This window comes from Paraburkholderia sp. FW306-2-2C-D06C (assembly GCF_058781505.1).
On sequence record NZ_JBYSWU010000090.1, the window covers coordinates 1 to 12,658 of the forward strand.

General features: G+C 60.3%; 10 protein-coding genes and 1 pseudogene. 8 read left to right on the top strand and 3 right to left on the bottom strand.

Annotated features, from left to right (window positions below; translation table 11 throughout):
* Positions 1 to 475 precede the first annotated feature (475 nt).
* From AC3WLT_RS35850 to AC3WLT_RS35865, 4 genes and pseudogenes are all read left to right on the top strand, one after another.
* A pseudogene (locus AC3WLT_RS35850) lies at positions 476 to 1,738 on the top strand (AMP-binding protein); the annotation flags it as partial.
* Positions 1,739 to 2,248: 510 nt separating this feature from the next.
* Positions 2,249 to 2,989, top strand: a complete 741-nt coding sequence (locus AC3WLT_RS35855) for an OmpW/AlkL family protein (protein ID WP_492596307.1) — start codon at positions 2,249 to 2,251, stop codon at positions 2,987 to 2,989.
* Positions 2,990 to 3,176: 187 nt separating this feature from the next.
* The gene (locus tag AC3WLT_RS35860) at positions 3,177 to 3,884 is read left to right on the top strand and encodes a TetR/AcrR family transcriptional regulator (protein ID WP_492596308.1); all 708 of its coding nucleotides are present in this window, start codon (positions 3,177 to 3,179) and stop codon (positions 3,882 to 3,884) included.
* Positions 3,885 to 4,038: 154 nt separating this feature from the next.
* Positions 4,039 to 4,482: an ester cyclase gene (locus tag AC3WLT_RS35865; protein WP_492596309.1), complete on the top strand. Its 444-nt coding sequence runs from the start codon at positions 4,039 to 4,041 to the stop codon at positions 4,480 to 4,482.
* Here the strand turns inward: AC3WLT_RS35865 and AC3WLT_RS35870 are convergent.
* The 3 genes from AC3WLT_RS35870 to AC3WLT_RS35880 form a co-directional block, all read right to left on the bottom strand.
* Positions 4,449 to 4,832 (bottom strand): site-specific integrase, encoded by a 384-nt coding sequence (locus AC3WLT_RS35870; RefSeq protein ID WP_492596310.1) that lies wholly within the window; start codon positions 4,830 to 4,832, stop codon positions 4,449 to 4,451. The two genes, AC3WLT_RS35865 and AC3WLT_RS35870, sit on opposite strands and share 34 nt — an antisense overlap.
* A 238-nt stretch (positions 4,833 to 5,070) precedes the next feature.
* Complete coding sequence (locus tag AC3WLT_RS35875) at positions 5,071 to 5,754, bottom strand: hypothetical protein (RefSeq protein WP_492596311.1); 684 nt, start codon at positions 5,752 to 5,754, stop codon at positions 5,071 to 5,073.
* A 322-nt stretch (positions 5,755 to 6,076) separates the two neighbouring features.
* Positions 6,077 to 8,314, bottom strand: coding sequence for a putative bifunctional diguanylate cyclase/phosphodiesterase (locus AC3WLT_RS35880; RefSeq protein WP_492596312.1), 2,238 nt, complete (start codon positions 8,312 to 8,314; stop codon positions 6,077 to 6,079).
* A 957-nt stretch (positions 8,315 to 9,271) separates the two neighbouring features.
* Between AC3WLT_RS35880 and AC3WLT_RS35885 the strand changes: the two genes are divergently transcribed.
* The 4 genes from AC3WLT_RS35885 (at position 9,272) to phbB (ending at position 12,470) form a co-directional block, all read left to right on the top strand.
* Positions 9,272 to 9,904, top strand: coding sequence for a hypothetical protein (locus tag AC3WLT_RS35885; RefSeq protein ID WP_492596313.1), 633 nt, complete (start codon positions 9,272 to 9,274; stop codon positions 9,902 to 9,904).
* A gap of 595 nt (positions 9,905 to 10,499) precedes the next feature.
* Entirely contained in the window at positions 10,500 to 10,697 is a 198-nt protein-coding gene (locus AC3WLT_RS35890) for a hypothetical protein (RefSeq protein ID WP_492596314.1), read from the top strand.
* 299 nt (positions 10,698 to 10,996) lie between these two features.
* The gene (gene phaP / locus AC3WLT_RS35895) at positions 10,997 to 11,569 is read left to right on the top strand and encodes a TIGR01841 family phasin (protein ID WP_492596315.1); all 573 of its coding nucleotides are present in this window, start codon (positions 10,997 to 10,999) and stop codon (positions 11,567 to 11,569) included.
* Positions 11,570 to 11,726: 157 nt separating this feature from the next.
* On the top strand, positions 11,727 to 12,470 hold the full coding sequence (phbB, locus tag AC3WLT_RS35900; protein WP_492596316.1) for an acetoacetyl-CoA reductase: 744 nt from the start codon (positions 11,727 to 11,729) through the stop codon (positions 12,468 to 12,470).
* The last annotated feature ends 188 nt before the right edge of the window (positions 12,471 to 12,658 follow it).

Consider the following 12,658-nt stretch of genomic DNA (forward strand, 5'->3'; position numbering starts at 1 on the left):
CGGCTTTTTAATCAGCATTTCGTCATTTCGGATAGAGCGGAAGATTGATTCAACGAACTTCTAACTCAGGACACTAGCGTCCATCGCAATCTTCGAGGAATCGTTAGTCATCCCATCCCGAGCCAATCTAACGGCCGTTCCCCCATCGTCCACTCGTTTGGAGGTTCGCCATCCGCTGTGTTCTGGTACAGCCAGTTGCCGCAGACCGTGCAATTCCAGTTGTTGCTGATCTTCGTCATGTGGCCCGGCGACCCGATTTCACTGACGCCGGAATCGGCGAGATCACCATGCGGAGGAACGCTAGATGGCTTTCCAACCAATTCGAGACAGGCATTGCAAGGTTGCATAACTGCCTCCAAGGATCTGTTTCGAGGAATCCGTGCGCGCGGCCTATTCGGAGTTCTCGTCGCACCACTGGATCGCCCAGCGCTGCGCCGCCTCGATAGCGTCGGCGTCGGAGGGATAGTCGCCGAGGTTGGCCAATGCATGGAACGCGGGTCAATTCTTCGGTGAAAGCATTGGTCCTGGGAAAACGATTTTTTGCGGATTGCCGCTTTTCCACGTCAACGCCGTGATCGTGACAGGCCTGCTCGCGTTCTCGCGTGGTGCCCACGTCGTGCTCGGCACACCGCAAGGTTATCGGGGCGATGGCGTTATAAAGTGCTTCTGGGAAATTGTTGAGCATTACCGCGTCAATTTCTTCAGCGGTGTCCCGACACTCTACGGATCGCTGCTGGACGTCCCGGTTGGCGAGCACGATATCAGTTCGCTCGAGTATGGACTGTGCGGCGCCGCCCCGATGCCGGTGGAATTACTTCGCGCTTTCCAGGATCGTACAGGAATCAGAATCCTTGAGGGTTACGGCCTCACGGAGGGTACCTGCGTTAGCAGCGTTAACCCGCCGCTTGGCGAGCGCAGGGTCGGTTCGATTGGTCTTCGTCTGCCCGGTCAGGCGATGAAAGCAGTGGTGGTCGACGCAAGCGGCCGGTATGTACGGGATTGCGTTGCGGATGAGGTTGGCCAACTGGTTATCTCCGGGCCAAACGTGTTCGTTGGCTATACCCGGCTGGAGCAGAACAGTGGCATCTGGATGGAAGATGGCGGCGGCGGGCGCTGGCTCAACACCGGAGATCTCGGACGCTGCGACCCCGATGGTTACTTCTGGCTAACCGGCCGGAAGAAGGAGCTGATTATCCGGGGTGGACACAACATCGACCCTGCAGCAATCGAAGAGCCGTTGCATCGCCATCCCGCGGTTCAGATCGCCGCAGCCGTAGGGCGCCCCGATGTGCATGCGGGCGAATTGCCGGTGGCCTATGTCCAGCTAAAGCCGGGCATAACCGCAACCGAAGCGGAATTGGCCGAGTTTCTGCGTCACGAGATCAACGAACGCGCCGCGTTGCCAAAGGGGATACGGATCGTGGACACGATGCCGTTGACGGGCGTCGGCAAGATCTTCAAGCCGGCGCTGAAACGGCGCGAAACGGCAGATGCCTTGGAGTCGGCCCTCGTAGAGGCTGGCGTCGAGGATGCAATCGTTAGCCTCATTGATGACACCTCGCTCGGAATGTCACTCCACGTCGAACTTGCCGACCCCGCGTTCGAAGCGTTGACGACTTCCGCGCTCGGGCGCTTTCCGTTCGCATTTTCGATCTCGGCCGCGGCGAGGCCATCACGGGCCGAGCAACCGACGGGGACAGACGACGCATCGACAGATACGCGGGCCAGCCCAACGTGACACGAGCCCCGAGATCAAACGGACGCGCTCGGTCATGCGCCCAGATTAAAGGCTAGTCAGCGCATACCCGCCGCGATGCGGCGGTTCAAATTCATGCCAATGTTTATAGCTTAGAACACCTAATTGCCAGGGAGGGAAATAAGATGGGTGTCGCATCAGAAAGGTCTTTGCGTTCGCAGGTTGAAAAATGGCTCGGGCCGACTTCTTCGATGCCGGTTCGGGTTACCCGATTCAACCGCGCGCGCTCGAATCAGAGACCGTGCGTGCGTATCGAGTTACTGCTACCGACAGGCCCGCTTGGATTCTTTTTCTTCCGGCACCGTGACGGTACTTGGTGCGTGTTCCCGCCTGAGACGGAGCGCCTGGCCATGCACGCTTATTAGGGTGCAGGGCGATCGGAGTGTGCCCATTGTGTCTATACGAAAACGGGAAAACAAACAATTGAACGGATCGAACGGCAACACCACTGATTCATAAAGAATTTCCAGACAGAGAGACAGGAGAAAAGACATGAGGAATTACAAACGCGCAATCAGTTCGGTCGGTATGGCAGCTTGTATCTGCCCGGCGGCGCTTATCGACAATGCCAATGCACAGTCGGCCGGAAGCGTGACACTGTCGGCAGGATGGCTTCACATTGCGCCACAGGGCAACGCAACGCCACTAACCGTGGAGAGCATTGGCGGCGTAGCGGTGAACCAGCAGCTAGCCGGTACCGGGGCGCATGCCAGCTCGACGGATACGGTGGGAATTACCACCGAGTACTATGTCACGGACAACATTGGTGTTGCCACGCTGTTTGGATTGCCACTGGAGGTGAATCTGGTTGGCGATGGTACGCTGCAGAAGTATGGCAACCTTGGCTCGACGAGGCCGATGCCGCCCGCCCTCGAACTTCGATACCACCTGTTTTCAGCCGAATCGAAATTCCGTCCGTTCGTCGGACTCGGCGTGAACTATACGTGGTTCACCCAGGTTCGGACAACTAATAGCCAGTTTGTTTCTGATAGCCTCGGTCCAGGCGGCTCGGCACGAGCGACCCTCAGTTCATCGTGGAACCCTGTATTCGAGGCCGGGGCAAATTACGCGATTACAAAACATTGGTCGGTCGGAGCCTCTCTCGGCTACGTTCCAGTGAAGACCCACCTGACGCTTTACGGGCAGACCGCGACTGGAACGCAGATCGTTTCCAAATCGACGCTCCGGCTCGATCCGCTTAACGTCTTCCTGAACGTCGCCTATACGTTCTAGCGCGTACAGGTCGTCGACGCGCCAATAGAGGGGTTTGAACGCTCATCGAAGACACGGAAGTTATTTTTTCGCCACCAGGACCTGACTGCAGGCCGCGACCTCACGGTCGATTACACATATTTCGACACACGCTGCTGCAAAGGGGCCCGGCGATGCCGGGTCTCTGATCCGACCGGTACGTTATGCCATGAAACGGGAACGCCTGACACACGCACAGCGCAGGGAACAGACGCGAAAGCGTCTGCTTGAGGCTGCGCGAAAGATGTTCGTCAAAAAAGGATTGGCCGCTACAAGCGTGGAGGACATCGCCGAGACGGCCGGCTACACGCGCGGCGCGTTCTACTCGAACTTCGACGGTAAGTCGGATCTGCTGCTTGAGTTGGTGCGCCGGGACCACGATAGCGCGCAGGTCGATCTGCGGGCGGTCATGGACGAGGGCGGCACGCCCGCGGAAGTGAAGGCGCGCGCCATCGCGTACTACAGCCGGTATTTTCGTGATCGAGACTGCATTCTGCTTTGGGTCGAAGCCAAACTACTCGCGTATCGGGACACCGCGTTTCAGGAGCGCTTTAACGCGTTCCGGCACGAAAAGGTCGACCAGATCAGCGCGTACATCCGCACGGCGTCGGAGCGCGACGGCAGGCCATTGCCCCTGCAGGCGGACGCGCTCGCGCTCGGCTTGGTGAGCCTGCGCGAGGGTGTGCAGTTCTCCAGAATGTGCGATCCGCAGAGGGCGAGCGACAAGGTGATGCAGATTGTGCTTGCCGGATTTCTTTCGTGCGTATTGTGGCGGCAATCGGAAGAAATACAGCACGCCGATCATCGCGCGGGAGTGCCCGGGCGCGGCCGCGGACGTCGGAGGCCCACCGCGGGCGCCGACAAAATCCGTGACTAGGGTCCAGCACGATGAAATTGAAGGCAACTGCCTGGGCAACGCGCTGTACCGCGCTCAGCCTGTCTGTCGTCAGAACTCGTCCCCGCCAGACCCCTTCAGTCTCGTACGGTTGGCGCGGGTAGTTGTGTATGTCAAACCGTCAAAGGAGATAACCATGTCTTACGACCACACGAATTTCCAGAATATCCTTGCGCAGCGGATCATTGGCCGTTTTTACCAGGCGCACGCTCAAAAAGACGTTGCGCTTCTGCGGACGGTTGTTACGCCCGACTGGCAATACGTGCCTGCGTCTTTCGGGACGGCCGGGGGGCCAGACCAGATGATTCCAGTATTTGTTGACTTGGCTTCTGCGTTGCCGGACATGGACGTTCAGATCTTGGACGTATTGATCCACGGGAACATGGTTGGCGTGCGGGCAAAAGTCACGGGAACGCAGTCTGGGTCTCTGATGGGCATCGCAGCGACATCCAGGCCAATCGAGTTTGCGATTCACTCTTTTCACGAGTTTCGCGATGAACGTATAGCGAAAACCTGGCATATCGAGGACTGGCTAAGTGTCTTCCATCAGCTCGGAACGCTGCCGCCCAGTCTCAATTGAACAAGCATTGTCGGAAGGTATGGCGCTTTTGTGGGCATTTCCGGTGCCCAGCAAGTTCGGATTGCATCGAGTGCCCGGGCCTGGGTCGCTTCCGCCGCCGTCCGGTTGTTGTTGTCGTCGACGGCATCATGAGAGGGCTTGCGCAATGCCTGCCGGTATGCGAGCAGGTCGTGGTGCGTGAGATCCGACAGCGGGCCGAGTTGCTGCGCTTCGCACCACATGACCAGCCGCCGCAGTTCGGTCCGATATGCACGCAGCGTATGCGGTGAGCGGCTCGCGCGATCGCGCAGGAAGAGCGCGACAGCGTGCGCGTCGTCGCCCACGCCGAGCGTGTTGGTTGCGCTCGCCACATTCGCGAAGCGTCCCGCGCGCGCCACGCGATCAATGGATGCGGCACGGTGGCCAGCGCCGTGGTCTCCCGCGAGGTTTCCCGTATTGGCTCACCGGTCGCGGACGGCAATCCCACTTCGGGCGAGACCCTGAAGCGTCTTCGATGCGTGTGCAGTACGCGCTGCAACACCGCCTCCGGCGTGGGTGCATTGTCGCTTGCCGCAGTGCGCGCGCGGCCGCGATCCCAGTATGGGACTGTTAAAAAGCGAGGGGTTCCGCTTCTGCCGCCCGCTGCAGGAACTCGAGAAAGCGGAACACGTCCTCCGGTCCTTCGTCAATGCGCGCTCGATAGGCTGCAAACCTGGTTGCCAGATCACCATTGATCACCGCGCATCGCACCTGGGCAAGCAGATGGACGCCACGTGGCGTCCAGCGCATGTGCTGGCGCTTGCACATGCGTGCGTTGACCACCTGGTTCACCGCCGATTCCGCCATGGCCGTCGAAATCGGCTCGCGCTCACGATGGTGCTTCCCGTAGGCGGTCGTCGAGCCGTGGTTGCTTTTCAGGTAAGCGAACAACTCGCCGAGGCGATAGTCGAGTTGCTCGAGGCTCCGCGCGAATCGCTGCGTCGGTGGCACAACGATGCGACAGAGCAGCGGGATCTGTCGCATCCGTTGCTCCGCTTTTGCAGCGTTCGCATGCCAGAAGCACCAGCGCAATTTGTTGACGTAAGTTTGCAGCGCTTTCTTCGTGTACTGCTCAGTCTCGGATCGTGGCAGCAAACCCCTGACGATCTGCTCGAGATACCGCACCCGCATCGAGATGTGAAACCAGTCAAGGATCGGCGTGGCGCTAAACGGGAGCTGACGATAGATGCTTTGGATCCCGTTGGCACCGTCTGTGATCACCGAGAGTCGTGGGTGAGAGGTCCCGGCGTGCATCTGGACAAGCGAAGCGAGCCTTTCGGTAAGCATCGTCGACAGATGCGCCGTAAGGCGCAAATTTCGTCCGCTTGGGCTGGGATCACCGCCTGTTGCAAGTTATGCAGCAGTTGCTTTCCATCCGCCAATGACAGCCCTACAGATTCGAGATCGAGTGTCTGGCTTGGCCGGTCGATGCGGCCTACCTCGATCGTATTTACATCACCCCAGTCGGTAATCAATTCGACGCGAACAACGATTTTCATCGCGGACCTCGACGTAGGTACTGGCGAGGTTCAATGCTAGCGCTGCCGAAAACCCCTCGCTTTTTAACAGTCCCGCACTACGTTGATTCGGCGATGTGGCCCTGGCGCAGCAGTGCGCTGGCCTCAGCGGCCGCCACCGCCTCGCTGAAATGAAAGCCCTGCGCCTTCGTCGCCCAATTCGTGTCAGCGAGCAGCAGACGCTGCTGCTCGGTCTCTACGCCCTGCGCAATCACGCCGATACCGGCCTCGCGCGCGAGGTTGACGATGGCACGGATCGTCGCCGCACTCCCGGGATCGCTAGTGGACCGGTGGATGAGCGATTGAGCAATCTTCAGATGGCTCACGCGCCAGGCCCGGATATAGTCAAACGACGCGTACTCGCTGCCGAAATTGTCGATGGCGATCTTCACGCCGAGTTCGCGCAGCGCCCGGAGCACGTCGTTCTGGGACCACGCGAGCCGGGTCAGGGTCGCCTCCGTCACGTCGAACTCCAGGTCGGACGGGGCAAGCCGCCATTTCGCGATGGTTTCGGCGACATCGCGAATGAAAGTCTGGGCGCTACCAAGCTCGCACAAGGACAGATTGACGGCGATCATCAGGGGGGCCACGCCTTCGTCGCGCCATGCCCTCATCTGACGGCATGCCTCATCCAGCACCCAGTGGCCAAGAGCTCTCATCGTGCCGGCCCGCTCAGCAATCGGCACAAAAATGCCGGGGGCAAGGAGGCCGCGTGCCGGATGATGCCAGCGCACCAGCGCTTCCATCCCGACAATGTTCCCGGAGGACAACTCGACCTCGGGCTGGTACTGGAGTTCCAGTTCGCCGCGATCCGCTGCGCCTCTCAGATCATCGGCGAGCGTCACCCGTTCGAGCACGGACTGGTCGAGCCCGTCGGAATGGAAACAATACCGGTTGCCGCCATCTTGCCTGGCGCGGTGGAGCGCGAGATCAGCCTGCATCAGCAGCGCGTGCGCGTCGCTGCTTCCCTCGACGTAAGGACTGACCCCGATGCTGGTGGTGATCCGCACATCGTTGCCATCGAGGTGGTAGGTGAAGGCCAGTGCCGTCCGGAGTCTCGCCGCCAGGCTCCCAGCGTTAGCGGGCTCGCCCATCTCGCCCTGCAGGATGGCGAATTCATCCTCACCCAGGCGGGTCACCAGATCGCGTTCGCCCATGCAGGTCGTCAGACGCTTCGCGACCTCCCGAAGCAGCAGGTCGCCAACCGGGCGACCCAGTGTGTCATTGACCGACCCGAAATGATCGAGACCCAGATGGAAGACCGCAAACGGCATGGCGCCGCGTTGGGCGGCCGCGAACGCGTGGCGCAGCCGGCGTAGGAATGTCGTCCGGTTCGCCAGTCCCGTGAGCGCATCGGTACCGGCGAGCCGCGCGGTTTTCTCCTCCGCGGCCTGTTCCCGGGTCATGTCGAGGATCATCCCTTCGATTTCGATGAGCCGTCCCTCCCGGTCGCGCACCGGGACGAAGCGGTTCTCGACACAACGACCGGCGCCGTCGCCGGTGCGCAGGCGGAACTCGACCGACGCGCCCGTGACGCCCCGGTCCAGCACGCGCGCGATGGCTGCTTCGACCCGCGTCCGATCGCGCGGATCGACGAGCTCCTCGACCCAGGCTGACGAGGCCAGCAAGGCGTCACGGTCGTGACCGAACCGTGTGATGCCCTGTGATATGTACAGGAGTGAAAGCCCGGGCTCGCCACGCAGACGGTAGAAGATAGCCGGGCCGTTCTCCACGACGGGATTCGCCTCGTCGGGCTCCCGGGTTTCTCCCTCGATGGCCAGCGCGAGGTTGCTCATTCCGACAGTGGCCGCTCCTGTCGTGCGCCGCCTGGTCGTGAGCATGCTGGCGACCCGACGTATCCCGGCAGGGTTCAGTGGCCCGTCGGGAATGAGCAGCCGGTTGTCTGCTCCCAGGCGCGCGGCCAGCGTTTCCCGGCGGGCGTCGGCATCCGCGTTTATCAGCGCGAATTGCAATTGCGAGTCCACCTGCCAGAGCCGCCTGATCGTCGTCGGGCCGTCCCAGCCGGACGACATGCACATGTTGAGGAATGCCATTGCATAGGGCCGGTTCCGCCCAAGTGCGCGCTCGACCCGCGCAAGCGCTTCCTGTCCCGAATGCGCGGAGTCGACCGGAAACGCCTCGCGAGCGACCGGCACTCCGACCGACAGGGCCGTCCGGGTTGTCGCCAGCGCGGTTTCACTGTCGGGGTGGCCAGCGAGAATCCTGCGCAGATCCTCCTGCGTCACCGCGTTGTCGTCGATTACCAGAATGCGCCGATTGGCCGGATCGGCCTGCATTTTCGTCCGGGATCCTTCACGGACCCGGTGGCCGTGCCCGGGTAGAACGCGCGCGCACACCGGTGCCGTCACGGTGTTCCTCGCGTGGTGTGTTCCGCCCCTTGACGGCCAGTGCTGCACGGTATGGGCCGAAGCCATGATTCCCCCGTTCGTGGTGCGGCCGCAATGGACGGCGCGCGTCAGGCTGTCCCTGACCTACCGATCACGGCAGTACCGCATGCCTGGCTCCTCGCTTCACTGGGCTGCGAGGCGCGTGCCGCGCACTCGGGGCGTTGCAGGGACGCCGTCCCCCTGCGCTCCCCACGGCGCCGAACCCACTGGCGGTACCTGCGGACCGGAGAGACCCGACGGGCAAGCAGCGTCCGGCACGAGCCGTTCGCGCATGCGATGCACCGGGGGCTGTGCTATGTATATCCCGCTTTTCCCGCAGCACGCCAGTTCCGTCAGATGATAGGAAGTATAGTTACGCCATGCTGTCTCGCAAGTCCAGACATTCCTTGTTTTCGCGCGCCGCGGAGCCTGTGGGCCTGCGATCGGGAAACGGTCAGCTCTTTCGCCCGGCCCTAAGAGGGTAGGAGCAAGGATTCGTGCAGTTTGCGTAACATCGCCCGGCAAGCCTTGTTGCTCAAGGCTTTGAGCCGCGTGGTACGATCCGGCCGCTTGTCCCAATTGAAGCAGTCTGAAAGTATCACCAGCAGAGCCAGGCCCCGCCTGGCGGGATCTTGTATGAATCAAGGTTGGCTTTGACTGGGATGAACGTCCCACTGATACGCATTTCCGCGCGAATCCTTACCCTTGCCAATGTTTGTGCGAGCTATCTAGCCCGTTACCCTCGTCTTACAGAGCGTCGAAGCGTCAAGGCCACCCTTGGGGAATCCTGGCGGAGAGCCTACTATTGTCTGATCAAACGTCCGCCCGGCACAGAGAGGGGAACGTGGTCAGAAGGAGGTGAACGTCATGTCCTGCACGGGCCGTACCGGCAAGAAAGCGGCCGCCGAGTCTAGGGCGAGGGCGCTTTGGATGTTCGAAGGGACAGTAACCGAAATGGAATGGGTAGAAGCGCCATACCTGTCGACAGCCGATACCAGGCGTATTGCGGTGGCCGAACTCTGTCCGTCGCTCGAGTCCGTTGTGATGAACGTCTGGACCGACGAGGTGCCTGCAAGCGAGCATCCAACTATCGTCCGGCAAGTGCAGTCTGGCGTTCGTCATGGCTGTTCTGAGCTGCTCCGCGAAGACAATGAACAGCGAGAGGTCGCAATGGGGAGGGTGCTCTTCACCCTTCCGCCGTACTGGGAGCCTCCGGCTGCGCAGGCAGAGCCGCAGTGGCCTCTACATCAACTGCGGGCATTCCGCTGGTCTGCCGCGATTATTGCGTACGCCGTGCGCAACGCGATCGAGCCTTTGCATACCCGGTACACGTCGGATGAGTCGATGCCGCCCCTGAATAGAGGAATCCGAAATACGGTGTACGTGACGCTGCTTCGACGGCCGGAGGTCGGATGGCGGCTTAGCGAGCTTCCTCGTGTCTTCATCGAAGAACATTTAAAGAGCGGAGTGCGCATCCAGTTGCCGCGCGTTGTTGGTTGACCGGCCGTGGTGCGTTAGCACCCGTGATGGTTGATGACCGCCGCTGGAAAGCGGTGGCCATGATAAGGCGGTTTTGCATTCTTCATCGCGCGATCTTATGCGACTATCCCAATAGCGTGACAACGCCCTCGAGAGCACACAATTAATTCTTGCGCGCTGTAATCGATATTCCGCAATGGCTGTATATAGGTTATCAGCCGAAAAACTCGTCCATCCTGTCGCGATAATTCCATATCGCCTATTCTGCTTTATCATGTTGAATTGATGTCTCAAATCGGCATAAGCGATAAAACGCTATTGTGCTAGAACCGGTCTGTTGCCGGGCCGTCTGGAGGGCGCCCACGAGACATCGGCGCGCACATTCAAACGCCTGGATGGATCTGGCCGGGATGGCAATATAATTATTCAAATGGAATAAAAGCAGCTAAACGTTCATCCGAAATATTGCATTTATAAAAATTGAACGGTTATCATGGCGTCTCGCTTCCGCTTATCGAATCTCTGTAACAGGGGAGCCAGCAATAATTGCTGCGCATGCAATGCGGTAGCGGCAATTCAAACTTCGATCGAAGGCAGGCCAGATGAAGGAGACAACATGCTGAGTCCCCATGAATTCCCCACCCTGATGCTCGTCAGACAGGCGCCCGAGCAGGTCGAACTGAGCCGCGCCGAACTCGACGCGCTGCTGGAGCGTCAGCTCATCGCCCTGGAAAATCTTGCGTCCGAACGGTCGTACCCTCGTGTCACGAGTGACGGCGACTCCATACTCAACTCAATCGCCCGGATACGCTAGGTAGATGCGGTATCTGTCGCCTGGCTCTGGAGGGAGCTGCGGCGTTGCTTTCTGTCAGATCCGACCCGTGTGCTACTGAGGCGCACGACGGACGAGCCGACGAAACAGATGTAACCAGAATGATCGAGCAGGCAGTTTAATTCGGAGTGCATATTTTAAGTGCTGGCCTGAACGCGTTGTGATGCCTCGTGTCTGGCCGGTGTACGGGTACCGTGATTGATCCACCATCGGGATCCGGCCGCAAGCCGCCCGACTGAATGCGGATTGTGCGCCAGAGCGAATTTTTGAGGAGTTTAGCAATGCCCCTATTGAGTCCCGAGCAGGTCGCGGCCGCGCAGAAAGCCAATCTCGACGCGTTCTTCGGATTGAGCGGCAAGGCATTTGAAGGTGTCGAAAAGCTGGTCGCGCTGAACCTGCAGGCCATCAAATCCACGCTGGCCGAGGCGCAGGAGAACACGACAAAAGCGCCTGGCACGAACGACCCGCTGCAGTGGCTTGCGTTGCAGGCCGGCGTTACAGGACTTTTCGCGGAGAAATGGCAGGCATACGGGCGTCAGTTGCTGGACATCACTTCGACCACGCAGGCTGAGGTGACACAACTCGCTCGGGCACAGTATGAGCTGTATAACGCTCGTGTGCAGACGCTTGTCGAGGACGCGGCGAAGAGTGCTCCAGCGGGTTCCGAAGCGACGATCGCTGCGTGGAAATCCGCGATCAGCGCTACCAGCACCTGGTACGACACGCTGCAGAAAACGGGTCAACAGGCCATGCAGGTTGCCGGGAGCAACCTTGACGCGGTCACGGCCGCTGCATCGAGCGCCGCGCGGCGCGCCAACGGGCAGGCGTCCGCAGTCGCGAGTGTGAAGCGGTAAGACAGAGGCGGGCAGCGATGCCCGCGTTGCTGCAGCCGTATTCCAGAACGGACTCCTTCTCGATGACGGAATCTGATTTCCCGTTCATACGGTTCTTGAATAAAGGTAGCGCTGCTCCGAATCAGCATGCGGCCTGATTTTTGTGAGGATGATGTTGATGACAAAACAGATTGCGGTGGTGACAGGTGGAATGGGCGGACTCGGTGAGGCGATCAGCATCAGGCTTCATGACGCTGGCTATGCGGTCATGGTTACCTGTTCGCCGGGCAACACCGGTGCGAACGAGTGGCTCGCCCGGATGGAAGCCGAGGGACGACAATTCCTCGCATACACGGTCGACGTCGCCGACTACGACTCGTGCGAAAGATGCGCGGCGCAAATCAGCGCTGAAGTTGGACCGATCGACATCCTGATCAATAACGCCGGCATTACACGCGACGCCAGCTTCAGGAAGCTCGACAAGGTCAATTGGGACGCGGTAATCCGGACCAACCTCGACTCGGTTTTCAACATGACGAAGCCGGTGTGCGACAGCATGGTTGAGCGTGGCTGGGGCCGCATCATCAACGTGTCGTCGATCATTGGCTCCAAGGGCGGGTTCGGTCAGACCAACTACGCCGCGGCGAAGGCCGGCATGCATGGCTTCACGAAATCGCTGGCGCTCGAAGTGGCAAAGAAGGGCGTCACCGTCAACACGATCTCGCCTGGCTATATCGCGACCAGGATGGTGATGGCGGTGCCCGAGGAAATCCGCGAGACGAAGATCATTCCGCAGATTCCGGTTGGCCGGCTCGGACAGCCCGACGAAGTCGCCGCGCTCGTGCTGTACCTCTGCTCGCGCGAGGCAGGCTTCGTGACCGGTTCCAATATCGCGATCAACGGTGGCCAGCATATGCATTAAACGGGTGGCCTGCCAGATCATGCGTCGGCACCACGAACAGTCAGGTGTTCGTGGCGATGGACGGGCGGTGTCACGCTTCCCGTCACTTTGGGTAAATCGTCCCTTTGGCGCTGTCGGGTAGCTGGGCGCGGTTACCCGCGTCCAGCCCCCTCAGAACCGTGCATGGGTCTTTCGATCCACACGGCTCA